The organism is Paraoerskovia sediminicola, assembly GCF_030296575.1.
GTDB lineage: Bacteria > Actinomycetota > Actinomycetes > Actinomycetales > Cellulomonadaceae > Paraoerskovia > Paraoerskovia sediminicola.
Window position 1 is genome coordinate 2,641,784 of record NZ_AP027729.1, and the last position, 24,541, is coordinate 2,666,324.

General features: G+C 73.0%; 21 protein-coding genes and 1 pseudogene. 12 read left to right on the forward strand and 10 right to left on the reverse strand.

The features are described from left to right. The first annotated feature begins 15 nt into the window (after nucleotides 1-15). From QUE47_RS12200 to leuA, 7 genes are all read left to right on the forward strand, one after another. Nucleotides 16-1,236, forward strand: coding sequence for an alpha/beta hydrolase family protein (locus QUE47_RS12200; RefSeq protein WP_286217513.1), 1,221 nt, complete (start codon nucleotides 16-18; stop codon nucleotides 1,234-1,236). Between the two features lie 2 nt (nucleotides 1,237-1,238). Next, nucleotides 1,239-1,601 (forward strand): hypothetical protein, encoded by a 363-nt coding sequence (locus tag QUE47_RS12205; RefSeq protein WP_286217514.1) that lies wholly within the window; start codon nucleotides 1,239-1,241, stop codon nucleotides 1,599-1,601. Nucleotides 1,602-1,704: 103 nt separating this feature from the next. Next, the gene (locus QUE47_RS12210) at nucleotides 1,705-3,297 is read left to right on the forward strand and encodes a hypothetical protein (protein WP_286217515.1); all 1,593 of its coding nucleotides are present in this window, start codon (nucleotides 1,705-1,707) and stop codon (nucleotides 3,295-3,297) included. Nucleotides 3,298-3,647: 350 nt separating this feature from the next. Continuing rightward, nucleotides 3,648-5,063 (forward strand): PQQ-binding-like beta-propeller repeat protein, encoded by a 1,416-nt coding sequence (locus QUE47_RS12215; protein ID WP_286217516.1) that lies wholly within the window; start codon nucleotides 3,648-3,650, stop codon nucleotides 5,061-5,063. 182 nt (nucleotides 5,064-5,245) lie between these two features. Continuing rightward, nucleotides 5,246-7,306 (forward strand): DUF7937 domain-containing protein, encoded by a 2,061-nt coding sequence (locus QUE47_RS12220; protein WP_286217517.1) that lies wholly within the window; start codon nucleotides 5,246-5,248, stop codon nucleotides 7,304-7,306. Further along, nucleotides 7,303-7,695, forward strand: coding sequence for a variant leucine-rich repeat-containing protein (locus QUE47_RS12225; protein ID WP_286217518.1), 393 nt, complete (start codon nucleotides 7,303-7,305; stop codon nucleotides 7,693-7,695). Before QUE47_RS12220 ends, QUE47_RS12225 begins: the two co-directional genes overlap by 4 nt. Before the next feature lie 259 nt (nucleotides 7,696-7,954). After that, entirely contained in the window at nucleotides 7,955-9,670 is a 1,716-nt protein-coding gene (gene leuA, locus QUE47_RS12230) for a 2-isopropylmalate synthase (protein WP_286219494.1), read from the forward strand. A gap of 77 nt (nucleotides 9,671-9,747) precedes the next feature. Here the strand turns inward: leuA and QUE47_RS12235 are convergent, their stop codons facing one another. Further along, nucleotides 9,748-10,245: a tetratricopeptide repeat protein gene (locus QUE47_RS12235; protein ID WP_286217519.1), complete on the reverse strand. Its 498-nt coding sequence runs from the start codon at nucleotides 10,243-10,245 to the stop codon at nucleotides 9,748-9,750. A gap of 176 nt (nucleotides 10,246-10,421) precedes the next feature. Between QUE47_RS12235 and recO the strand changes: the two genes are divergently transcribed. Continuing rightward, entirely contained in the window at nucleotides 10,422-11,270 is an 849-nt protein-coding gene (recO, locus tag QUE47_RS12240) for a DNA repair protein RecO (protein ID WP_286217520.1), read from the forward strand. Between the two features lie 121 nt (nucleotides 11,271-11,391). Beyond that, the gene (locus QUE47_RS12245) at nucleotides 11,392-12,117 is read left to right on the forward strand and encodes an isoprenyl transferase (protein WP_286219495.1); all 726 of its coding nucleotides are present in this window, start codon (nucleotides 11,392-11,394) and stop codon (nucleotides 12,115-12,117) included. Between the two features lie 112 nt (nucleotides 12,118-12,229). Here QUE47_RS12245 and QUE47_RS12250 read toward each other — a convergent pair whose 3' ends face one another. From QUE47_RS12250 to QUE47_RS12275, 6 genes are read right to left on the reverse strand one after another with little or no spacing between them, the layout of a single operon-like run. Further along, nucleotides 12,230-12,694, reverse strand: a complete 465-nt coding sequence (locus QUE47_RS12250) for an SRPBCC family protein (protein WP_286217521.1) — start codon at nucleotides 12,692-12,694, stop codon at nucleotides 12,230-12,232. Nucleotides 12,695-12,724: 30 nt separating this feature from the next. Next, nucleotides 12,725-13,246 carry a DedA family protein gene (locus tag QUE47_RS12255; protein WP_286217522.1) on the reverse strand — a complete coding sequence of 174 codons (522 nt, stop codon included), beginning with the start codon at nucleotides 13,244-13,246 and terminating at the stop codon, nucleotides 12,725-12,727. A 3-nt stretch (nucleotides 13,247-13,249) separates the two neighbouring features. Further along, complete coding sequence (locus tag QUE47_RS12260; RefSeq protein WP_286219496.1) at nucleotides 13,250-13,648, reverse strand: Fur family transcriptional regulator; 399 nt, start codon at nucleotides 13,646-13,648, stop codon at nucleotides 13,250-13,252. Beyond that, entirely contained in the window at nucleotides 13,645-14,619 is a 975-nt protein-coding gene (locus QUE47_RS12265) for a metal ABC transporter permease (RefSeq protein ID WP_286217523.1), read from the reverse strand. Before QUE47_RS12265 ends, QUE47_RS12260 begins: the two co-directional genes overlap by 4 nt. A gap of 4 nt (nucleotides 14,620-14,623) precedes the next feature. Continuing rightward, complete coding sequence (locus QUE47_RS12270; RefSeq protein ID WP_350227556.1) at nucleotides 14,624-15,412, reverse strand: metal ABC transporter ATP-binding protein; 789 nt, start codon at nucleotides 15,410-15,412, stop codon at nucleotides 14,624-14,626. Further along, the gene (locus QUE47_RS12275) at nucleotides 15,409-16,461 is read right to left on the reverse strand and encodes a metal ABC transporter substrate-binding protein (RefSeq protein WP_286217524.1); all 1,053 of its coding nucleotides are present in this window, start codon (nucleotides 16,459-16,461) and stop codon (nucleotides 15,409-15,411) included. Before QUE47_RS12275 ends, QUE47_RS12270 begins: the two co-directional genes overlap by 4 nt. Before the next feature lie 221 nt (nucleotides 16,462-16,682). Between QUE47_RS12275 and QUE47_RS12280 the strand changes: the two genes are divergently transcribed. Then, entirely contained in the window at nucleotides 16,683-18,068 is a 1,386-nt protein-coding gene (locus QUE47_RS12280) for a glycine--tRNA ligase (protein WP_286217525.1), read from the forward strand. Nucleotides 18,069-18,173: 105 nt separating this feature from the next. Here QUE47_RS12280 and QUE47_RS12285 read toward each other — a convergent pair whose 3' ends face one another. Beyond that, nucleotides 18,174-18,332: a hypothetical protein gene (locus tag QUE47_RS12285; protein WP_286217526.1), complete on the reverse strand. Its 159-nt coding sequence runs from the start codon at nucleotides 18,330-18,332 to the stop codon at nucleotides 18,174-18,176. Nucleotides 18,333-18,458: 126 nt separating this feature from the next. On the opposite strand from QUE47_RS12285, the gene dusB reads away from it, so the two are divergent. Together dusB and QUE47_RS12295 are read left to right on the forward strand one after the other, a co-directional pair. After that, nucleotides 18,459-19,727, forward strand: a complete 1,269-nt coding sequence (gene dusB / locus QUE47_RS12290) for a tRNA dihydrouridine synthase DusB (RefSeq protein WP_434019681.1) — start codon at nucleotides 18,459-18,461, stop codon at nucleotides 19,725-19,727. 89 nt (nucleotides 19,728-19,816) lie between these two features. Next, nucleotides 19,817-21,352: an alpha-amylase gene (locus QUE47_RS12295; protein ID WP_286217527.1), complete on the forward strand. Its 1,536-nt coding sequence runs from the start codon at nucleotides 19,817-19,819 to the stop codon at nucleotides 21,350-21,352. 102 nt (nucleotides 21,353-21,454) lie between these two features. On the opposite strand, the pseudogene QUE47_RS12300 reads toward QUE47_RS12295, so the two are convergent. Both QUE47_RS12300 and QUE47_RS12305 read right to left on the reverse strand, forming a co-directional pair. Further along, nucleotides 21,455-23,249: pseudogene (locus tag QUE47_RS12300) on the reverse strand (glycoside hydrolase family 13 protein). 130 nt (nucleotides 23,250-23,379) lie between these two features. Continuing rightward, a complete protein-coding gene (locus QUE47_RS12305) occupies nucleotides 23,380-24,402 on the reverse strand; it encodes a LacI family DNA-binding transcriptional regulator (RefSeq protein WP_434019682.1) in 1,023 nt (340 codons plus the stop codon). Nucleotides 24,403-24,541 lie beyond the last annotated feature (139 nt).

The window sequence follows — 24,541 nt, forward strand, 5'->3', positions numbered from 1 at the left end:
GCGTAGTATGCGTCAGTGATCTTCCGGACCGCAGCGACAGCAGCCGCGTTCGCGATCCTGCTCGCGCTCGTCGGGGCGTTCACGGGACCGCAGTGGGACCCGCAACCCGTCGAGGACCACCTCGTCCCCGAGACCTCGGACACGACGATCGGCGGCCAAACCGTCGACGCGGCACCGCTCGGGACCTACGAGGTCAAGACCACCGAGATCACCGTCCAGCTCGACGGCGCCGAGGTCGAGGCGCTCGTCCGGGAGCCAGTCGGGGTCGAGCGCGCGCTGCCCGGCATCGTGTTCGTGCACGGCGCCGGGACCGGCGACGCGCACGAGGCGTTCTCGGAGCCCGGGGAGGGCTTGGCGAGCGCCGGTGTCGTCACGATGGTGCCGTCGAAGCGGCTCGACACTTACACGAACTCGCACCGCGACTACCTCGAGATGGCCGACGACTACCTGAGGTCCGTCGACGTGCTGCGCGCGTGGCCCGGCGTGGACCCGGCGCGCGTCGGCCTGTACGGGGAGTCCGAGGGCTGCTGGATCACGCCGGTGATGGCCACCGAGGACTCGTTGATCGACTTCGTGGCGTTCGGCTCGGCTCCCGTGGTGCCTCCCCGGCAGCAGATGGCGTTCGCCGCCGACTCCTACCTGCGCAACACCGACGTCCCCGACGAGCTCTTCCGCGCGATCCCGCGGGCCGTGGGCATGGTGTTCCCCGGGGGCGGCTTCGAGTACGCGGACTTCGACGTCCAGCCGTACCAGCAGCAGCTCGACGACCCGCTGTTCGTCGCGTACGGCACGTCCGACGAGTCGATGCCGCTCGAGCAGGGCGCGCGGCAGATCATCGACGACGCCGCGAGCAACGGGAACGACGACGTCACCGTCCGCTACTACGCGGGGGCCAACCACGGCCTGCGCGTCGGCGGACCGGTCTCCGCCGACTTCATGGGCGACCTCGCCGACTGGGTCGTCTCCTCCCGTCGAGCGCGGACGCGCCGCCGCGGGTCGCGGGGGCCGTGCCCGACCAGGAGTTCCTCGCCGGACCCGTGCCGACGCCCCGGTGGCTGGCGAGCGCCGACCTCCAGCTCGGGCTCGTCCTCGCCGGGCTCGGCCTCATCGCGCTCGCCGTCGTCGTCTCGGGCGTCACGGACCTCGTGGCGCTCGTGCGCCGCCGCCCGGTGCCCCGACCGATCGCGCGCGGGCTGCGGGTGCCGCTCGCGGGGGTCGCCGCGGGCACAGTGCTGACGATGGTCGCCCTGCTCGTCTACCTCATCGCGGTCGCCCGCATCGCGCTCGACTACGGGCACGACCGGTGGGTCGTGCAGGGCGGCTGGATCGGCGTCCGGGCGCTCGGCCTCGTCACGGTCGTCATGGCGGCGCTGCTCCTGAACCGGTACCTGGACCTGCGACGGAGGCGTCAGGACCCGTCGGCCGGTGCCGCTACGGACGGTGCCGCGGACGACGGCACGGGCAGTGACATGGACGGCTCGGCCGTGGCCGGCGGTGCTGGGAGCGGTGCTGCCGCGGACGGCGTCGTCGCGCAGCCCCCGGCCGTCCGGGGGTCCTCGGGCACGTGGTGCTCTGGGGGATCCTCGGCGGGTCGGCCGTGATCCTCGTGCTGCTCGCATACTGGGGCGTGTACCAGCTCGGGATCTGACGACCACGACGCGTACGGCAGGCACGACGAGCCTGAGAGGCCTGAGAGGGAGGACCGTGGGACGCAGCGGCGGCGGGGACCCGCGCGACGTCGTCCTGGTCGACCTCGAACCCGACGAGGACCCTCCGCGGTGGGGACCTGGCCCCGGCCCGGCGTCGGACGGCGGACCGCGCGTGCCGGACGACGGTGCGGCTCCCGCGTCGCCGGGCTCCCGGCGCAGCCCGGGTCGAGCCCGTCGCCTGCTGCTCGCGGGTGTCGTCCCGGCGCTGGTCGTCGTGGGCATCGTCGTGTCGTTCCTCGTGGCGACCGGTGGCCAGGAGCCGTTCGTGACGGCGACCGCGCCGGGCGGGATCCGCCCGCACCCTGCGGCACCGGTCGAGTCGTGGGTGACCGACGACGTGCACTCGGTCTTCCCGCTCGACGGGGACGTCGTCGTGCTCGGCACCTCTCGCGTCGAGCGGCGCGACCTCGGCTCCGGGGAGGTGCGGTGGAGCACCGAGACGGACGGCGTGCCCGAGTCGTGTGCATCCGCGGGAGCGGGAGCGGACTCCGGCGCCGGCCCGGAGTCCGGCCGGCCCGTCGGCGTCGGCGTGGCCGTGGTGTGCACGGTGCGCTCGGGTGAGCCATGGGACCCGCGAACCGTGGGCGGGTGGAGCGCCACGACGCTCGACGCGACCGACGGCGCGCAGTTCGGGGCGCAAGACCTCGGGGAGCGCGCCGCCTATGCCACGGTGCTCGGCGACGGTTCGGTCGTCGTGCTCGAGAAGCACGGCACCGAGGCACGGCTCGTCCTCCGTGAGGCGACGCGGACTGCGGGAGGTGCCGCGCAGGTCGGGGCCTCGGACGGCACGCCCTCCGGGTGGACGCGGACGATCCCCGATGCCTTCTACGAGGACGTCGACCAGTCCTACGGAGCCGGGATCTGGGAGGGCGACGGGGTGATCTGGGTGTACACCGACCGCCGCGCCGGGGACGGGCAGGGACTGACGTTCGATCGGTCGGGGCGCCAGGTCCCAGCGCCGTCGACGCTGTCGGGGACCGGGATCGACCTGCTGGTGGGCGGTGCGGTCGCCGTCGGGGCGGACGACGGTGCCGGGCGCACCACCACCCTCCGGGACGCTCAGGACCGGCTGGTCGGGACCTACGACGGGCTCCCCGTCGGACCCAGGACGAGTGACGGCCGCCCCTCCCGGCAGCTGCTGGTCCACGCGACCGCCAGCATCGCAGGCAGGGCCGACGTCGTGGACGCCGCGACGGGCGAGCAGCTCTGGGGGCGCGACGACGTCCTCGACTACGTCGCTCGCGTGGCCGGTGTGATGGTCCTCCAGGAGAGGGTCGGCGGCGCGTCGGTCCTCGTCGGCCTGGACGCGGTCTCCGGTGCCGAGCTCTGGACCGTCGACCTCGTCGGGGCGGACCAGGTCTTCGGCGCGTTCACCGACGGGTCCCGTGTCGTCGTCGAGCAGCTCGGGCAACAGGGCGACGAGGTGACGCTCCGGGCGGTGGATCTCGGCACCGGTGTCCCGTCCTGGGACTGGCACGGTGCCGGCTACGTCGAGGACGTCGGCGGGAGGTTGCTCCTGTGGCGTTTCTCGGCCGAGGACGACGAGATCGGGGGCGCCCCGACGCGGAGCCTCGTGCTCCTCGACTGACGGGCAGATCCCACGCCTCCCGTTCCCCGTCGCGCGCCGCGGGTCGGTAGCGTCGTGGTCACGAGCGGCGGCGAAGGAGCAGCGTGCGAGGTCGTGGAGGTCCGGCAGGTCGGCCAGCGGGCCGTCGTGCGCCTGCGCCGATCCTGCTGGGGCTCGAGGCGTCGGATGACGAAGGGGACGCCAACCCAAACCTGGGACCGGCCAGCGGACCGGACAGCGGGCCGCGCGACGCTCCGAGCAGCGAGCGCGGCCCCGCCGACCCGACCGGGGCGCGGGGCGAGGCGACGCAGCATGAGCGACCCGGGCGCCGTCGTCCGCTCCTGATCGGAGCGCTCGCCGCCGGAGCCGCGGTGGTCCTGGGTCTCGTGGTGGCGGGCGGCGTGGCGGACGCGCGGCGCACCGAGCAGCGCCGCACTGCGGTGCTGTCGGTCCCGGGCGGGGTCCGCGACCTCTCGGACGCGCCTGCGGAGACGTGGCGCTCGCGGTCCGGCGGGGCGTTCGTCCTGGCGGGCGACGGCCTCGTCACGCTCGGCGAGCCCTGGGTCCGCCGGGACCCGGCCACGGGCGACGTCGCCTGGACGAGCGACGTCGGTGCCCCGGTCGGCGAGTGCGCGCCTGCGGCGTCGTCCGGTGCGGCGGTCGCCGACGGGCCGATCGTGTGCGCCGTGCGGCGGGTCCCCGGTACCGCGTCCGGGTTCGCGCCCGCGATGGCCGGGACGGTCGTCGTCGACCCGGCCAGCGGCGAGGTGGTCGCCCGTCGCCGCGTTCCGCCGTGGACGCGGGACGTCGCCCCCGTCACCGGCGGGCGCGTGGCCTACCTGCTCGCGGAGGACGGCGAGGTGCGCGTCAGCATGCAGGACGCGGTGACCGGCGAAGAGCTGTGGAGCAGGTCGCTCGCCGACGACCTCCTGCGCACCGAGGACGGCCGGGAGGGCTACGTCGGCATCGCGTTCCACGACGGCGTCGTCGTGATCGAGACACCGACCAGCACCGGCGCGCTCGACCTCGACGGCGGGACGCCCTCGCGGGAGTCCCGCTTCGGCGACGACCAGGACGCGTACTCCGGCGGGGCGCGGCTCGAGCCCGAGGGCCCGGCGACCGCTCCCGAGACGGTCGTCGTGGCGTCGGACGGCGGCCGTTCCGTCCTGCAGGGCCGTGTCGTCCAAGGTCCGCTCGTCACGGACGGGACCACCACGCCCTCTGCGCTGCTCGCCGACGACGAGGTCTGGCGGATGGTGGACCTCGCGTCGGGCGAGGCGCTCTGGGAGCGAGCCGCCGGCGTCTCGTACGTGCTGCGCACGCAGGAGCTCGTGGTCGTGGCCGAGCGGGTCGAGGCGGACGCGACCACGGACACGATCACGGACACGTCCACTGGCACGACGGGCGGCGCGACGGGCACGGCGGTCGCCGACGGCGCGAACGACCAGGATGACCAGGACGACCGAAACGACGGGCGCGGCGGCGCGGGTGCGGTTGCGGTTGCGGGGCTTGCGTTGCTCGGGCTCGACCGCAGCACGGGGGAGGAGCGCTGGCGGGTCGACCCGGACGCCGAGTCGATCGGCGTCGTACGGGCCGCCGTCACGGACGGTGAGCGGCTCGCCGTCGTCGGGACGGGGACCGAGGGGAGCGTGCGGATGGAGGCCTACTCCCTCGTGGACGGCACCGGCGCGTGGGCCTGGAGCGATCCCGATGTGGTCGGCGTGTGGCCGGTCTCGGGCTCCCTCGTCGGCGTCCGACGCGACGGCACGGTCGTCGGGCTGGGCTGACCCGCGGCCGCGCGGCGTCGTGCTCAGCGCCCTCACTGCCCTCAGTGCCCGCTCGCCGCCGCTCGATGCGCGCTCGATGCACAGACCCGCGCGCCGGGTGTTGGAGAACCGCGCATCACCCGGTAGAAACATCTCCGGGGCCGACAGGTCCCGCGGCCGTGAGGCCACAGCGAGGAGGTCCGGTGAACGAGCAGCAGACGCACGAGACGGTCGAGCCCGAGAAGCAGCCCGCCGAGCAGAGGTCCAGTGGTCTCGAAGGCGCGCACGCGAGCGCGACCACCGGCGGGAACCCGAGCTCGACCGCGAACGCGGACGGGACCCCGGTCGCCGGTGCGAGAGCTGGCGGGACCCAGGGAGCCGGTACGAGCCCCGGCGCGAGCGTGAGCGGCTCGTCGCCGTTCGCGGGTGTTCCCTTCGTGGACTACGCCCGCGACGTGGTCGCGGCGCTGCTCGTCCTCATGTCGCTGTCCCTGCCCTGGGACGCGACGACGCGCTCCGTCGACCGGGTCGACGTCGTCCTCGTCTCGCTCGTGACGCTGCTGTCCCTCTCGCTCCCGTACCTCGCGCGGGGCGGTCTCATGCCCGACGGGTGGACGGTGCACCGCACCCGGAACGCCAGGCTGCTGGCGAACCTGCCCTATGCGGTCCTCGTGCTCGTCTACCTGCTGAAGGACCTGCTGGCCGGTCTCGACGGACCGGGGCTCGGCACGGCGGTCGGGCTCGGCCTCGCCGCCGCGCTGCTCGCGGCCCAGCCACGGCGTTGCGAGATCGGCGACGACGACGCGGAGGCCGGGCCCCGTCGTGCCTGGACCGGAGCGCTCGCAGGTCTCGGCGCCGCAGCGGTCGTGGCGACGCTGGCGGCACTCACTCTCGTCCTGGTGCTCGGCGACGACCTCGGGGTCGCCCTCGTGCTCCGGGCGCTGCTGGCGACGGTCTTCCTCGTCGTGCTCGTCGGGTGGCCCGTGCTCGGCGCCGTCCGCGGTGACACCGCGTGGAGCACCGTGCTCCTGGGACTCGGCGTCATCGTCGCCGTGACGTTCGTCCTCGGCTCCGGCAGCGCGGTGCTGCTGCACGTGACGTCCCCGCGCGTGCTCGGGTTCGCCCTGCTCCTCGTCCCTGCGGCGGCGGCGGTGTCGTCGTCCGCCCTCCTGCGGGGCTCCTCCGTCGAGACGGCGCAGCGCGCCCGGTCGGGTGTCCACGCCACCGCGAACGGCCTGGGGCAGGCGCGGGACGAGGACGCGAAGGGGCGCGACGCGGCTGCGACGAACAGTGCCGATTCGCCCGCCGAGTCGCCTTCCGAGTCATCTGCTGAGTCACCTGCTGCATCATCCGAGGTGACCCCTGACCTGATCCCTGCTGCGGTCGCTCGGTGGGTCGGCGTCGCGAGGCGAACGTTGCTCCTCCTCGCGGTGACCGCCGGCTACGTCGCCGCCACCGGGCTGTTCGAGATGCTCCCCGGCGGCCCCGGGACCTCTGCGAGGTCGGTGCTGTCCCTCGTCCTCGGGCTCCTGGTCCTCTCTGCGGCACTGCTCGCGGCCGGGTCGCTCGACACGGGCCCGGTGGCGGGGCGACCCGTGGCGCTGACCGCGTCCGGCGCGGCGGCGGTCGTCGGCATCGTGCTGCTCCTCGTCACCGGCGATCTCGCCGGGCCGGTCGGCGGCACGGCGTTCTGGCTGCTCGCGCTCGGGCTCCCCGCCCTCGTGATCGGGTCGTTGACGATCCCGGCAGAGCTGCGGCGCTACGTCGCCGAGCACCGCCCGGAGGGCGCGCTGCCCCCTCCGCCTACGTGTGGGCTCCCCGCGAGCCGAAGTCCGTCAGGCTCTCGCGCTCGGAGCGGGCGACGGGCCAGGACGGTGCGGCCGACCGCGACGACCCCGACGACACCTCGGGCGACGACGAGCGTGGCCGCCCGGAGCGTCGTGACGGTGACGCCGCCCGACCCGCGTGGCGCAGCAGGGTGCGCAGCACGATGGCGGGCACGACGGCAGACGGCGACGGCACTCCTGAGAACGACGGCGCCGGCAGCGGCCTCGACGACACCTCGGGCGACGAAGAGCGTGGTGAGGTCGACGAGAGCCCCGCGACGCCGTCCGACGCCGGCCCGGCGACGTCCGTGGCACCTGCGGCGACAGCCGCAGCCGCCGCATCCACCCGGGCGGGGGCGGACGACGCGACCCGCGGCGAGGCACAGTCGTCACGGGTGGCCCGTCGTGAACCGCGGCGCTCGGGGCACGTCCCGGTGAGCCAGGCCGCGGCCGCCCGCGGCGCCACGGCGCCGGAGGCAGGCGAGCGGACCGGTGACGGGGGCACGAGCGTGCTGCCGGTGACGGGTCCCGCCGACGGGCCGTCCGCGAGCCCGGCGGGCACCACCGGCGGGTCGAGCAGCGACGACACGGCGCAGATCGAGCTCTCCGGGACCGACCCCGTGGGGGACGGGCCGAGGTATACCGCCGCGCAGGCGGCAGACCCCCGGACACCGCTCGAGGACCTGGCCGCCATCGCCGCCGCGGCTCCCGAGCTCCACCCCTACCTCGCCGGCAACCCGTCGACGTATCCCGACCTGCTCGCCTGGCTGTCCGCCCAGGGGAATCCCGAGGTCGACGCTGCGCTCGCGGCCCGGGGGCGCCGGTAGGCCCTGTGCCGGACCGCGCTCGCGGCGAACGGGTTACAGTGGGGGCGTGAGCAGTGTTCGGCGACTTCTTCTTGGGTGCCGCGGCGAGACCTCGTAGCCGGTCTCTCGTCGCGGTGGTTGGTGTGCCGGCTGACCCCGTCGAACGAACCGAACCTGAGGAACTCCGATGAACCCGAACCCCAGCGCCGCCGCGACCCGCGACCCCGAGGACGTGGAGACCGCCCGGCCCGCGCAGCCCAACCCGCAGCAGCCCTCGGGCATGCCGATCCACAAGTACCTGCCGTTCCACCGCCAGATCGACGTCTCGCTGCCCGACCGCACGTGGCCGTCGCGGCGCATCGAACAGGCGCCCCGATGGTGCGCGGTCGACCTGCGCGACGGCAACCAGGCGCTGATCGAGCCCATGAACGCTGAGCGCAAGCTCAAGATGTTCGAGCTGCTCGTGCAGATGGGCTACAAGGAGATCGAGGTCGGGTTCCCCTCGGCCTCCCAGACGGACTTCGACTTCGTGCGCGCCCTCATCGAGGAGGACCGCATCCCGGACGACGTCGTCATCCAGGTCCTCACGCAGGCCCGCGAGCACCTCATCGCGCGGACCTTCGACTCGATCCGGGGCGCCAAGCAGGCGATCGTCCACCTCTACAACTCGACGTCGGTGCTGCAGCGCGAGGTCGTGTTCCGCACGGACCAGGACGGGATCGTCGACATCGCCCTCGAGGGCGCAAAGCTCTGCAAGAAGTTCGAGGAGACGGTCCCCGAGACGACCGTCTACTACGAGTACTCGCCCGAGTCGTACACCGGCACCGAGCTCGAGTTCGCCGCACGCATCTGCAACGAGGTCATCGAGGTCCTGGACGCGCGGCCCGACCGCAAGGTCATCATCAACCTCCCCGCCACCGTCGAGATGGCCACCCCGAACGTCTACGCCGACTCGATCGAGTGGATGAGCCGCCACCTCGACCGGCGCGAGGACGTCGTCCTGTCCCTGCACCCGCACAACGACCGCGGTACGGCCGTCGCGGCGGCGGAGCTCGGCTACCAGGCCGGGGCCGACCGCATCGAGGGCTGCCTCTTCGGGAACGGCGAGCGCACGGGCAACGTCTGCCTGGTCACCCTCGGCATGAACCTGTTCAGCCAGGGGATCGACCCGCAGATCGACTTCTCCGACATCGACCACGTGCGCCGCACCGCCGAGTACTGCAACCAGCTCGACGTCCCCGAGCGGCACCCGTATGCGGGCGACCTGGTCTTCACCGCGTTCTCCGGGTCCCACCAGGACGCGATCAAGAAGGGCTTCGACTCGATGGACGCCCGGGCGGCGGCGGCCGGGTCGACGGTCGACGAGATCACCTGGGGCGTGCCGTACCTGCCGATCGACCCGAAGGACCTGGGCCGGTCGTACGAGGCCGTGATCCGCGTGAACTCGCAGTCCGGCAAGGGTGGCATCTCGTACCTGCTGCGCACGGAGCGCAACCTCGACCTGCCGCGACGTCTCCAGATCGAGTTCTCGCGTGCGGTCCAGGAGCACACGGACGCCGAGGGCACGGAGGTCGACGGCGGCGCGATCTGGACGATCTTCTCGGACGAGTACCTGCCGGTCGACGCCGGCTCCGGGCTCGAGCCGTGGGGTCGTCTCAAGCTGCGCGGGACGCGGGCCGTCTCGACGGAGGACGGGCCCGACACCCTCGCGGTCGACGTGCTCGACCGGGGAGAGGAGCTCACGTTGGAGGGCACCGGCAACGGTCCGGTCGCGGCGTTCGTGGACGCGATCGCCCAGGTCGGCGTCGACGTCCGCGTCCTCGACTACGCGGAGCACGCGCTCTCCGAGGGCGGCGACGCCTCCGCGGCGGCCTACGTCGAGTGCCAGGTCGGCGACGACGTCCTGTGGGGCGTCGGGATCGACCCCTCGATCACGACGGCGTCGCTCAAGGCGATCGTGTCCGCGGTCAACCGCGCGGAGCGCGCCGCGTCCTAGGACGGACGTGCCGGACGGCGCTGCCCCCGCGGGTGCAGCGCCGTCCGACGGTCGTGGCCGGGCCCCAGCGGGGCACGTCAGGCCTCTCCGCGCGACATCTCCTCGCCGTAGGCGCGCAGCGACCTGCCGTACCGCGTGACGAGGTGCCCGACGGCGCCCACCGCCACGCCGACCGCCTCGCGCTCGCGCCCGGCATCGGCGAGGGCGAGCGCGTAGAAGGCGCGGAGCTGCGGCTCGAGGTGCTCCTCACCGCGGTCCAGCTCCGTGCGCAGGAGGTCCACGGCGGCGTCGACCTCGTCGATCACCCGCAGGGAGCTCGCGAGCTGGATGACGGCCTGCCTGCGGCGGTCCGGGTCGAGCCCGAGCTCCAGCGCCTCCCGGTAGAGCGGGACCGCGAGATCCGTGCGGCCCGTGGAGTCGCGGGCGCCACCTCGCTCGAAGGGCCCCCGCGCGTCGCTCGCGTCGAGCTCGGCGGTGAGCGCGTCGATCGCTGAGACCAGCTCGTCGTCGGTCGGCCCGCCCTCGGTCCCGACGCTCGCCCACACCGCGTCGACCCTCTGCTCCCAGTCGTCCATGCGAGGAGTCTCCCATCGCTGGGGGTCGGCACACGTCCCGCCCGTGCCTGCTTCCGTACTTGCGCCTCACGCCCCGCCACGTCACCGCAGGCCACGTACGCCAGAGCCCGCACACGTCATGCCACAGCACAGCAGGTCACGGCACGAGTGTGGGCGGCATGCCCGACAATGGGACCGTGCCCCTGTACCGAGACGACGCGATCGTGATGCGCACCCAGAAGCTGGGCGAGGCCGACCGCATCGTGACGCTCCTGACGCGCGAGCACGGCACCGTGCGCGCGGTCGCCAAGGGCGTGCGCCGCACGTCGTCCCGGTTCGGGGCGAGGCTCGAGCCGTTCATGATGATCGACGCGCAGCTCCACGAGGGGCGCTCGCTGGACATCGTCACGCAGGTCGAGACCGTCGGGCCGTACGCCCGGGTCATCTGCGAGGACTACGGGCTCTACACGGCGGGCACGGTCATGCTGGAGACGGCCGAGCGGCTCGTCGGCGGGGAGAAGGAGCCCGCGGTCCAGCAGTTCTGGCTGCTCGTCGGTGCGGTGCGGTCCCTGGCCGAGAAGACCCACGCCCCCGGCCTGGTGCTCGACTCGTACCTGCTGCGCTCGTTCGCGATCGCCGGGTGGGCGGCCTCGTTCACCGACTGCGCGCGGTGCGGCGAGCCCGGCCCGCACCACTCGTTCGCCGTTGCGCAGGGCGGGGCCGTGTGCCAGCGCTGCCGCCCGCACGGGGCCACGTCACCGAGCCCCGCGACGTTCGACCTCCTCGCGGCGCTGATCGCCGGGGACTGGGCGGTCGCGGACGCCTCGGACGCGAGGACCCGTCGCCAGGCGAGCGGCCTCGTGGCCGCCTACTGCCAGTACCACCTGGAGAGGACGTTGAGATCGTTGCGGATGGTCGAGCGGGACATGCCCGAGGGCGCTGACGGTGCACGGGAGCGCGTACCGGACCGTGCACCAGACCGTGCACCGGTGCCGCCGATCCGTGCCGCGCAGGAGCAGCTCGCCCCGGGCGAGGTGGGCGCGTGAGCCCGCGGACGCCGTCCGGCACGGGCGAGGCGGGTCAGGGCCGGGCGCGGCGTGCCTCCCGAGGTCGGACGACGGCCGTCGTCCCCCGCCGCCGCACCCCTCGGGTGCGCGGCCGCCCGCGATCCCCGCAGAGCTGATCCCCGAGCACGTCGCCGTGGTGATGGACGGGAACGGACGTTGGGCCAACGCCCGCGGGCTGCCGCGCACGGCCGGCCACGAGGCCGGGGAGGCCGCCCTGCTCGACGTGGTCGCCGGGGCGGTCGAGATCGGCGTCAAGCACATCAGCGCCTACGCGTTCTCGACCGAGAACTGGAAGCGCAGCCCTGAGGAGGTCAAGTTCCTCATGGGGTTCAACCGCGACGTGATCCGGCGCCGGCGCGACGAGATGAACGAGTGGGGCGTGCGGGTCCGGTGGGCTGGTCGTCGGCCTCGACTGTGGGCCTCGGTCATCAAGGAGCTGGAGATCGCCGAGGAGCTCACGCGCGACAACGACGTCTGCACCCTGACGATGTGCGTCAACTACGGCGGGCGCGCCGAGATCGCGGACGCCGCCCGTGCCATCGCAACCGAGGCCGCGGCGGGCAGGCTCGACCCGCGCAAGGTCACCGAGAAGACCGTGCAGAAGTACCTCGACGAGCCGGACCTGCCCGACGTCGACCTGTTCTGGCGCAGCTCCGGCGAGCAGCGGACGTCGAACTTCATGCTCTGGCAGGCGGCCTACGCCGAGCTGGTGTTCATGGACACGCCGTGGCCCGACGTCGACCGGCGCTCCCTGTGGGCGGCCGTCGAGGAGTACGCCCGCCGTGACCGCCGGTACGGGGGCGCGGTCGACCGGCCCGGTACCTGAGCCCCGAAGCCGACGCACCTGAGCCGCGAACCTGGAGCGTCCGATCCGTGCACATGTGTCCTGCGCCTGAGCCCGGTGCTCGGGCCGCGCATCGAGCCTCGCACCTGAGCCCTCAGGCGTCGGCGGGTGCGCCGTCCAGGTGCTCGCCGAGGCAGTCGAGCGCCTCGTCCCAGCCGTCGTGGTAGAACTCGTCGCCGGGGTGCCCGTCGACCCCGCGCAGGTCGAACCTCATGCGCGACCCGGAGCCCTCCGGGGCGATCGTGACCGTGACGACCGGCGCGTCGTCGTCGGGCCCGACGTCCGGGTCTCCCCAGGTGAAGACGAGGCGCCGGTCCGGGCTGAGCTCGCGATACACGCCGCCAGTCCGGACGGACTCGCCGGTCTCGTCGTCCACCATCGTGTACGCGTAGCGCCCGCCGATCTGGGCGTCGATCGACACGGAGTCGCGCGGCGTGCTGGTCCCGCGCGGGTGCCACCATCGCGCCGCCTCGTCGGCGACGGTCCAGGCGTCCCACACGCGGCGAGGGTCGGCACGGAACGTGCGCTCGATCGTGAACCCTCGAGACGTGTCGATCATCGTCTGCCTCCTCGGCCGGATGTCATGTGACTACCCCGGGTCGGGGACGGTCGCAACGCGGGCGCGGCGTCGTCGGACACCCAGGACGATCACGAGCGCCACGAGCGCGACGATGACCGCGAGCGCCGCCGCGCCCCACGGTGAGCCGGCCGCTGCCGCGACGGCGGCCGTCCAGGCGGCCCACCCGACGGTCGCGTAGATCGTGGCGTGCACGGCGCTGCCGAGCGTCATCGCGGCGAGGTAGCGCCCGAACGGCATCCGCAGGACGCCGGCGGCACCGTTGACGACCGTCTTGGTCCCGGTCATCAGGAAGGAGGCGGGGATCGCCAGGAGTCCCCAGCGCTCGATGGCGCGGAACCCGCGTGACCCGGTGTCCCGGGTCAGCCACGCGTGGGTCCGGGCGACCCAGGGGCGGGTCGGGCGCGAGCGGTCGAGCGTCCAGGCGGTGACGAGGCGCGCGATCCAGTAGGTGGCCTGGGTGCGGAAGAAGACGATCGCGAAGAAGAACGCGAAGAGCGGCCAGAAGGACGCGTCGTCGAGCCAGGCGGGCACCGGTCAGTCGCCTGCCCGGGCAGCTGCCGCTGCGGCGCAGTCGGCGCACGTGCCGAACAGCTCGATCGTGTGCTCGATGCCGGTGAACCCGTGGGCGGCGCCGACGGTGTTCGCCCAGGACTCGACGGTCGGCCCGTCGATCTCGATGGTGCGCCCGCAGCCGCGGCAGACGAGGTGGTGGTGGTGCTCGTCGCGCTCGCACCGGCGGTAGTGGCTCTCGCCGTCCTCGGTGCGCAGCACGTCGACGTCGCCGTGGTCGGCGAGCGCCTGCAGGGTCCGGTACACGGTGGCGAGGCCGATCGTGTCGCCGCCCTGGCGCATGACGTCGTGGATCTGCTGCGCGCTGCGGAAGTCATCGAGGCGGTCGAGTGCCTCGGAGACGGCGGCGCGCTGCCGCGTCATGCGCTGCACGGGTCGTCACCGCCCTTGCGTTCCGCGGCCGGCGCACCCTGGACCGACGTCGACTCCGGCCGGACGCGGACGTCGTCGGGGATGTCGGGGTGCGGGTCGTGGTGGTGGCGCCTGCGGCCGCGCGCGATCGCGGGCGCCACGGTGGCGACCACCGCGTACACGACGATCGCGAGGACGACGATGGTGGCGCCCGGCGACCAGTTGTGCCAGTAGGTGATGGAGAGCCCGGTGACGCAGACGGTGACGCCGACGATCGCCGCGAGGAGCATCGTCCGGCTGAACGAGCGGGTGACGAGCTGGGCGACCGCCACGGGCACGATCATCAGCGCGCTGACGAGCAGCAGCCCGACCACCCGCATCGCGACGGTCACGGTCAGGGCGGCCACCACGGCGACCGCGATGTTGAGGAACCGCACCGGCAGCCCCGACGCGATCGCGAACTCCTCGTCCTGGGACACGGTGAAGAGCGCGGCGCGCAGGCCGAGGCCGACGGCGAGGATCACCACCCCGAGGATCACGGTCAGCACGAGGTCCGCGCCCGTCACCGTGGAGATCGAGCCGAACAGGTACGCCATGAGGTTGGACTGCGTGCCGCCCGCGATGCCGATGAGCAGCACGCCGCCGGCGATGCCGCCGTAGAACAGCAGGGCCAGGGCGACGTCCCCGCTCGTGCGGCCGCGCGACCGCACGATCTCGATCGCGACGGACCCGACGACGGCGGCGATCACCGCGCCCGGGATCGCGAGGACGTCCTGGGGCACGAGGCCCATCGCGGCGCCGACGAGCCACCCGAGGGCGACACCGGTGAGGGCGACGTGCCCGATCCCGTCGCCGAGGAGCGACAGTCGGCGCTGGACGAGGTACGTGCCGACGATGGGGGCGGTCAGGCCGACGAGCAGGGCCGCGATCAGCGCCCGCTGCATGAGCGGGTCGGTGAGCATGTAGACGAGCTCGTCGATCATGGCGTCATCCCGGTGTCGGACTGGTGGACGGCGGGGCGCGGGTCGTCGCGCGGGTCGTCGTCGTGGGGGTGGACGTGCTCGTGCGCCGCGTCGTCGTGCCCGGGGAGGCCGCGGGCGGGGCCCCGTCGTGGACGACCTGGCCGTGCCGCAGGACGACGGCCCGCGTCACGAGCGGGGCCAGCTCACCGAGCTCGTGGAGGACGACGAGGACCGTCAGCCCTTGGCTGACCAGCCGGCGCATGGTGGCGGCGAACGCCTCCTGGCTGGGCTGGTCGACCCCGGCGACGGGCTCGTCGAGGATCATCACGTCCGGCCGGCGCACGAGGGCGCGGGCGATCAGGACGCGCTGCTGCTGGCCGCCGGAGAGCTCGCTCGTCGAGTCCTGGGCGCGGTCGCGCAGGCCGACGAGCTCGAGCGCCTCGTCGGTGCGGGTGCGCCACCCACGGGGCAGCCGCAGCCGCCGACCGTGGAGCAGCCCCGACGAGACGACCTCGCGGGCGGTCGAGGGGACGCCCGACTGCGCGCTCACCCGCTGCGGCACGTACCCGACGCGCTCCCAGTCGACCGAGGGGCCGAGCGGGGACCCGAGCAGCTCGACGCTGCCCGCGGCGAGCGGCAGGACACCCACGAGGGAGCGCACCAGGGTGGACTTGCCCGAGCCGTTGGCGCCGAGCAGCGCGACGACCTCGCCGTCCGTGACGGTGAGGTCGACGCCGTGCAGGATGTCGCTCGCGCCGAGGCGGACGCACACGCCCCGCGCCGAGATCACCGGCCGTGCCGTAGGTGCTGTCACGAGCAGGTGAGCCCGTCCTCGAGGACCGTCAGGTTGCTGCGCATGATGCCAAGGTAGTCGGAGTTCTCGTCCGTCAGCCCTTCGATCGGGTCCAGCACGGCCGTGTCGACGCCGACGTCCTTCGCGAACGTCTCGGCGACCTTGGGGCTGGTGAGCGTCTCGGTGAAGATCGTCGTCACGCCCTCGCTCTCCACGATCTCGCGGATCTCGCGCAGCCGCGCCGGTGCCGGCTCGTTCTCCGGGTCGACCCCTGCGATGCCGACCTGGTCCAGGTCGTACCTCTCGGCGAGGTACCCGAACGCCTCGTGCGAGGTCACGAGCGCGGCTCCGGCGCAGGGCTCGAGCGCGGTCGCGTACTCCTCGTCGAGGGTCGCGAGCTCGTCCGTGAGCGCGGCGGCGTTCGCCGAGAAGTCGTCGGCGTGCTCGGGGTCGATCTCGGCGAGCTGCTCCTCGACCGCGGGGACGAGGTCCGCGAGGCGCTGCGGGTCGAGCCAGAAGTGCGGGTCGTAGATCCCGTGGTCGTGACCGTCGTCCGTGCCCTCGTCGGCCGCATGGTCGTGGTCGTCGGCGTGGTCGTCCTCGGACTCGGACTCTGCGTCGTGGTCGTGCGCGTCCTCGGACTCGGCCCCGGACTCGGCGTCGTGGGCGTCGGCGCCGTTCGGTCCGGCCTCCAGGTGCACGTAGTCGGCGGCGTCGAGCGCCGTCGCGTCGCGGGCGTCGATCGCCTCGTCCACCGCGGCCTGGAAGCCGCTGAGGTAGACGACCAGGTCGGCGTCGCCGACGGTGCGCACCTGGGCGGGGGAGAGCTCGAGGTCGTGCGGCTCGGCGGCCGGAGGCGTCAGGTTCGAGACGTCGACGTGGTCGCCGCCGACCTGCTCCGCGACGAACTGCAGGGGATAGAAGGAGGCGAGCACCTGGGTGCGGCCGGACTCCGCGGCGGCCTCGGCCGAGGCGGCGCTCTCGCTCGCGGCGGAGCCGCACGCGGTGGCGGTGAGGGCGACCGTGGAGGCGGCGGCGACGATGAGGAGGGGACGGCGGTTCAGCGGCATGCCTCGATCGTGGGCTAATTGATAATGAATGTCAAAACCGTTGCGGGTGGCCCTGGTCACTGTTCCGCAGCCCCGCGCCCGAGGCCGGTCGGGGTTACGGCCACCCGCGCGCTCTGTAGGCTGGTCCACGGCCCTGGCGCGTGGACCGCGCCGCCGGGACCCGTCGTCCGACACCCCCACGAAGCCACGTGCGGGGACGCCCGATCTCTGGAGTGATCACTGTGGCCGCTGCGCCTTCCCGTCTCGACAACGTCGTCTCCCTCGCCAAGCGGCGCGGGTTCGTGTTCCCGTCGGGAGAGATCTACGGAGGTACGCGCTCCGCCTGGGACTACGGGCCCCTCGGTACGGAGCTCAAGGAGAACATCAAGCGTCAGTGGTGGAAGGCGATGACCCGCCGCGACGACATCGTCGGTATCGACTCGTCCGTGATCCTGCCGCGCCAGGTCTGGGTGGCCTCGGGCCACGTCGGCGTCTTCACCGACCCGCTCACCGAGTGCCTCTCGTGCCACAAGCGGTTCCGCGAGGACCAGATGATCGAGGAGTTCGAGGAGAAGAAGGGCCGTGAGCCCGTCGACGGCCTCGCCGAGATCGCGTGCCCCAACTGCGGCACGCGCGGCAGGTGGACGGAGCCGCGTGACTTCAACATGATGCTCAAGACGCACCTCGGTGCCGTCGAGGACGAGTCGGGCATGCACTACCTGCGTCCCGAGACCGCGCAGGGCATCTTCGTGAACTACGCCAACGTCGCCGGCGCCGCGCGCAAGAAGCCGCCGTTCGGCATCGCCCAGATCGGCAAGTCGTTCCGCAACGAGATCACCCCGGGCAACTTCATCTTCCGCACCCGTGAGTTCGAGCAGATGGAGATGGAGTTCTTCGTCGAGCCCGGGACGGACGAGGAGTGGCACCAGTACTGGATCGACACGCGCATGGCCTGGTACACGGGTCTCGGCATCTCGCCCGAGAACCTGCGGCTGTACGAGCACCCGAAGGAGAAGCTGTCCCACTACTCGACCCGCACCGTCGACGTCGAGTACCGGTTCGGGTTCACCGGCAGCGAGTGGGGTGAGCTCGAGGGCGTCGCCAACCGGACCGACTTCGACCTCAAGACGCACACCGAGCACTCGGGCAAGGACCTGTCCTACTTCGACCAGACGAAGGACGAGCGCTGGGTCCCGTACGTGATCGAGCCCGCCGCAGGGCTGACCCGGTCCCTCATGGCGTTCCTCGTCGAGGCGTACACCGAGGACGAGGCCCCCAACACCAAGGGCGGCGTCGACAAGCGCGTCGTGCTCAAGCTCGACCCGCGCCTGTCGCCCGTCAAGGTCGCCGTGCTGCCGCTGAGCCGCAACGAGAAGCTCTCGCCCAAGGCCAAGCAGCTCGCCGCGGACCTGCGCGAGCACTGGAACGTCGACTTCGACGACGCCGGCGCGATCGGCCGCCGCTACCGCCGTCAGGACGAGATCGGCACGCCGTTCTGCATCACCGTCGACTTCGACACCCTCGACGACGACGCCGTGACGATCCGCCACCGTGACTCGATGGAGCAGGAGCGCGTCGCGCTGTCCGACGTCGTGGGTCACCTGGCGAAGCACCTGGTGGGTTGCTGAGCCGTTCCGGGTCCGCCCGGAACCGGTCCTGAGCGCGGCGAAGGCCGCCACTCCCGTCGCGGGGTGGCGGCCTTCGTGCGTCGTACGACGGCGTTCGCGCCGTCGCTACTTGCCGACCTTGTTGTTCCCCTTGCCGACGAGCACGAGGACGACGCCGACGACAGCGACGACGAGGCCCACGTAGATGAAGAACTGGCCGAGCCCGGCGAGGCCGAGGACGAGCAGGACGAGGCCGGCGATGATGAGGACGAGCCAGAGAGCCATGAGGTTCCTTCCAGACGTGTGTGTTGCGCAGTATGTCACCGGACTGCGGCGTCGCGGAGCGGGCGCCGAGAGGTCCGCCCCTGCCGCGCGTGCGCGAGACCGCCGGTCGGGGCCGACGACTCGGCGATGCGCGACAATGGGACGGTGAGTGCTCCGATCCCGCCCAGCCCTGCGACCGCCGGCCAGCCCGGCCCGGCGCCCGTCGATGCCGCGCCTGCAGGCCCTGCCCCCGCGGCGCCGTCCGCCACCCGGATCCTGCCGCCCTTGCAGATCGGTCGGTTCACGATCGACACGCCCGTCGAGCTCGCGCCCATGGCGGGCGTGACGAACCGGGCGTTCCGAACGCTGTGCCGCGAGAACGGCGGCGGTCTGTTCGTCGCCGAGATGGTCACGAGCCGCGCGCTCGTCGAGGGCAACCCCGAGACCCTGCGCATCGTGACGTTCGACGAGGACGAGTCGCCGCGCTCGGCCCAGGTCTACGGCGTGGACCCGGCCACGGTCGGGGCCGCGGTGCGGATCCTCGCCGAGAGGGACCTCGCGGACCACGTCGACCTCAACTTCGGCTGCCCGGTCCCGAAGGTCACCCGTAAGGGCGGGGGCGCCGTCCTGCCCTGGAAGCGCGACCTGTTCACCGCGATCGTGCGGGCGGCTGTCGACGCGGCGAAGCCGTTCGACGTCCCGGTGACGATCAAGATGCGCAAGGGCATCGACGACGACCACCTCACGTACCTGGAGGCGGGCCTGATCGCGCAGGACGCCGGCGTCGCCTCGGTCGCGCTGCACGCGCGCACGGCCGCGGACTACTACAGCGGCACCGCCGACTGGTCCTCGATCGCCCGGCTCAAGGAGACGGTCAAGCACGTCCCGGTGCTCGGCAACGGGGACATCTGGTCGGCCGAGGACGCCGTCCGGATGGTCGCCGAGACCGGGTGCGACGGGGTCGTGGTCGGCCGAGGGTGCCAGGGGCGGCCGTGGCTGTTCGCCGACCTCCAGGCGGCGTTCGAGGGGCGCCCGGAGCGCGTGACGCCCGGGCTGCGCCACGTCGCCGAGACCGTCTACCGGCACGGTGAGCTGATGGCGGAGTACTTCGAGGACGAGGACAAGGGCATGCGCGACCTGCGCAAGCACATGGCCTGGTACTTCAAGGGCTACGCGGTCGGCGGCGACACGCGCCGGGCGCTGGCCATGGTCTCGACGCTCGACGAGCTGCGGGGCCACCTCGCGGCGCTCGATCTCGAGCAGGGCTACCCGGGGGCCGACGCCGAGGGTCCGCGCGGCCGCGCCGGGTCGCCCAAGAAGCCGCACCTGCCGTACGGGTGGCTGGACTCGCGGGACCTGTCCGAGGAGTTCGAGGAGAGCCTGCGCGAGGCGGAGCTGAGCGTCAGCGGAGGCTGAGCCCCGACGTGTCCGGGTGAACTTCTGGCGCTGCAAGTTTCTGTACGCTTGCAGCGTCACTCCCCGACGACGTACGGAGCCCGGACGCGATGACGCACCGAACGAGCAGCGCGCGCAGTGGCGCGCCCATCAGCGCGCCCAGCAGCACGTCCCGGAGGCCCCGAAGTCGTCCGTCCGCCCTGCTCGCCGCCGCGACGACCGCGACCGTCGCTCTGGGCCTCGGCGCCTGCAGCCCGGCTGACGGGCCCGAGCGCGCGAGCGACGTCGGCGTCCAGCTGTTCCAGTGGTCGTGGACGGCCATCGCCGACGAGTGCGACGACCTCGCGGACGCCGGGTACTCCTGGGTGCTGACCTCCCCGCCGCAGGAGCACATCACCGGTGAGCAGTGGTGGACGGCGTACCAGCCCGTGAGCTACCAGGTCGAGTCCCGGCTCGGGACCCGGGACGAGCTCGAGGCGATGACTGCGGCGTGCCACGACGTCGGAGTCGATGTGGTCGCCGACGCGGTGATCAACCACATGACCGGCCAGGACGACCCGGGTACGGGCTGGGCGGGCACTCCCTACGAGCACTACGAGTACCCGGACCTGTACAGCGACGAGGCGGGCGACTTCCACCACTGCGGCACGCCGGACGACGACATCGGCGCCTACACGGACGCGACCGAGATCCAGACCTGCGAGCTCGTGAACCTCGCGGACCTCGCCACGGAGACCGAGCACGTCCGTACGACGGTCGTGGCATACCTCGAGGACCTGCTGTCGCTCGGCGTCGACGGGTTCCGCATCGACGCCGCCAAGCACATGGCGGCGCAGGACGTCGGCGCGATCGTCGGCGAGCTGCCCGAGGGGACGCGGATCGTGCAGGAGGTGATCCGCGGGTCGGGGGAGCCGGTGCAGCCCGAGGAGTACGTGGACCACGGGGAGGTCTTCGAGTTCGGGTACGGCCGCGAGCTCGCGGGGCTGGTCACCGGTGGCAGCTCGTTCGGCACCGCCGTCGACCTCGGCCGGGCGAAGCTGCCGAGCGACGTCGCCGACGTCTTCGTCGACAACCACGACACCGAGCGCGACGGCTCGACCCTGAGCTATCGGGACGGCGCCGCGTATGCCGTGGCGAACGCCCTCATGCTGGCCGGCGACTACGGCACCCCGGTCGTCTACTCCGGGTACGCGTTCTCGGACCGCGACGCCGGCCCGCCGCAGGGTCCCGACGGTCGCGTCGAGCCCGCCACGTGCGCGGGCGACGCCGGCCCGCAGGCTGCCCTGGCGTCGGACGACGGCGCGTGGGTCTGCCAGCACCGGTGGCCCCTGGTCGAGGGGATGGTCGGGTGGCGCGCCGCCGTCGGCGACGCCCCGGTCGACGGCGTGGAGGTGGCGGACCCCGACGTGCTCGCGTTCTCCCGCGGTGACCGCGGCTTCGTCGCGGTGAACCGGGGCGACGACGCGTACGCGTCGTCGTGGCAGACGAGCCTCCCGGCAGGCGACTACTGCGACGTCGCCGCCGGGCCGCCGTCCGACGACGGGTGCGCCGGCGCGACCGTCACGGTGGGCGAGGACGGCACGACGGAGGATCTGTCCGTGCCCGCGACGGGCGTGGTGGCGCTGCACGCCGACGCGCGGCCCTGAGGCGAGCAGGCCACGCTGGTCGGGCGCCCGGTACCGGGTCCCCGCCGGATCAGCGCGGCTGATCCGACGGGAACCCCGCGGTCGCCGCGGGTGGTGCGAAGGTCAGACGCGGACCCAGACCGTCGTGTCGGCGGGCACGCGCACCTGCGGGTCGCTGCTGCGGTCCTCGAACGTGACACCCGACGCGAGCACGACCTCGGCGCCGCGGGGGAGCACGACGGGCTCCGTGCCGATGTTCGCGAGGACGACCAGGTCACCGTTGCGGAACGCGAGCACCTCGGTCGAGTCGGCGTAGTCGTCGACCCACGCGAGCGTCCCGGCGCCCAGGTCGAGCTCCTTGCGGGTGGCGAGCGCCGACCGGTACATCTCGTACGTCGAGCCCTCGACGCCGCGCTGCGCGTCGGCGGCGTAGCGGCGGTACGACTCCGGCTGGGGGAGCCACGTCCGACCGGACGGGCCGAACCCGAGCCCGGGGGCGTCGGCCTCCCAGGGCACGGGGATGCGGCAGCCGTCGCGGCCCGCCTCCTCGCCCTGGGTGCGGAAGAACGCGGGGTCCTCGCGCACGGCGTCGTCGAGCTGCGTGTGCTCGGGCAGGCCGAGCTCTTCGCCCTGGTACAGGTACGAGCTGCCGGGCAGGCCGAGCATCAGGAGCGTGAACGCGCGGGCACGGCGCAGGCCGAGCTCCTCGTCGGGCTGGGGCTCGGTCGCCTTGATGCCGTTCGGGCGCAGGCCGGGCTCGGCGAGCCCGAGGCGCGACGGGTGGCGCACCACGTCGTGGTTCGACAGGACCCACGTCGTGGGTGCGCCGACGGCGTCCGACGCGTTCAGCGATGCGGTGATGACCGTGCGCAGCGGAGCGGCGAGCCACCCCGTCGTCAGGAACGAGAAGTTGAACGCCTGGTGCATCTCGTCCGGACGGACGTAGCGCGCGAGCCGTGACAGCGGCTCGACCCACGCCTCGGCGACGAGGCAGCGGTCGCCCTCGTACTCGTCGAGGACCTCGTGCCACTCGCGGTAGATCGCGTGCACGCCCTCCTGGTCGAACATCGGGCCGCTGTTGCCGGCGCCGGTCGAGCCGTCCTCGGGCGCGGCGAGATCGGTGGGCTGGTCGGTCGGCTCGTCGGCCGTGCCGTCGACCATGGAGACCGAGCCGTCCCAGTCGGGCAGGCCGTCGGCCTTCACGAGGCCGTGGGCCACGTCGACCCGGAACCCGTCCACGCCCTTGTCGAGCCAGAACCGCAGGACGTCGCGGAACTCGGCGTGGACCTCGGCGTTGTTCCAGTCGAGGTCGGGCTGCGTCGAGTCGAAGAGGTGGAGGAACCACGGGGCGCCTGCGGCACCGTCGCTGTCGCTCGCCGGAAGCCGGGTCCAGGCGTCGCCGCCGAAGACGGACTTCCAGTTGTTCGGGGAGCTCGCCGTGCTCGCCGCGCCCGTCACGGAAGATGTAGCGGGCCCGCTCGGGGCTGTGCGGTGCGGCGCGCAGCGCCTCCTGGAACCACACGTGCTGGTCGGAGGTGTGGTTCGGCACCAGGTCGACGATCACGCGGATGCCGTGGGCGTGCGCGTCGGCGAGCAGGACGTCGAAGTCGTCGAGCGTGCCGAACAGCGGGTCGACGTCGCGGTAGTCGGCGACGTCGTAGCCGGCGTCCTTCTGCGGCGAGCGGTAGAACGGCGACAGCCAGAGGGCGTCGACGCCGAGCTCGGCGAGGTGCGGCAGCTTGGCGGTGATGCCGGGCAGGTCGCCGATCCCGTCGCCGTCGCCGTCCGCGTACGAGCGGGGGTACACCTGGTAGATGACGGCGTCGCGCCACCACTCGTGCGAGCCCTCGGGGCCGGCGTGGACGAGAGCACCGGCAGGCAGGGCTCCGGTCGGGGCGATCGAATCGATACGAGACATCGGACGTCCTTGTCAGGAGGCGGAGCGGGGGAGACTCAACTGTAAGCGCTTGCGGTCGGGTCTGCGCAACCCCGGGGCATCGAGCGACGCGGGGCGCCGTCGACAGGGTCGCGCAACGAGCGGGGTCGGCTCAGTCGGCGGTGCGTGCCGCGGTCGACTCGCGCACGACGAGCTCGGGCTCGAAGAGGAGCTCGGAGCGGGGCGCGCCGCTGCCCGAGATCTCGGCCACGAGCGCCGTCACTGCTGCCTGGGCCATCGACGCCACCGGCTGTCGGACGGTCGTGAGCGGCGGGTCGGTGAAGGCGATGAGCGGCGAGTCGTCGTAGCCGACGACCGACACGTCGTCGGGGACCCGCAGGTCGCGCGAGCGCGCGGCACGGATCGCACCGAGCGCCATGAGGTCGGAGCCGCAGACGATGCCGGTGTGCCCGGCGTCGAGGAGCTCGCCCGCCGCGGCCTGGCCACCCTCGACGGTGAACAGCGACGAGGCGACGTGCCCCCGGGCGGCGACCTCGTCGTCCGCCAGCCCCTGCTGGACCATCGCGGCGAGGAAGCCGTCGATCTTGCGGCGCGTCGGGACGAACCGGTCGGGGCCGATCGCGAGGCCGACCTTCCGGTGGCCCAGCGAGACGAGGTGGCGCACCGCGAGACGCGTGGCGGCGGAGTCGTCGGGTGACACGAACGGGGCGTCGATCCCGGCGGCGAATCCGTTGACGAGCACGATCGGCAGGCCCCGGGCGCGCAGCTTCTCGTAGCGGGTCATGTTCGCCGTGGTGTCGGCGTGCAGGCCCGAGATGAAGACGATCCCGTCGACGTCGTGCTCGAGCAGGATCTCGACGTACTCGTCCTCGGTGGTCCCGCCGGCGGACTGCGTGCAGAGCAGCGGGGTGTACCCGCGCTGGCTGAGCATCGACTCGACCTGCTGGGCGAAGGCGGGGAAGACGGGGTTGGTGAGCTCTGGCACGACGAGGCCGATGAGGCCCGCGGAGCGGTTGCGCAGCTTCTCCGGCCGCTCGTAGCCCAGCAGGTCGAGCGCCTGGAGCACGGCCTGACGGGTCTCCGAAGCGACGCCCGACTTCCCGTTGAGCACGCGGGAGACGGTCGCGGTGCTGACGCCGGCCTGCTCTGCAAGGTCTGTCAATCGGGTGCGCACACCCGGAACCCTAGGGGACACGGGACCTCCTCGTCCGGTCGTTCCATCCCTCGATGAAACTGTTACATGAAAGGTACCGCAACGGCTTGCAAAAGTTTGCACGCGGACGTACGTTCCTCTCACAAGGGGGCACCGGCAC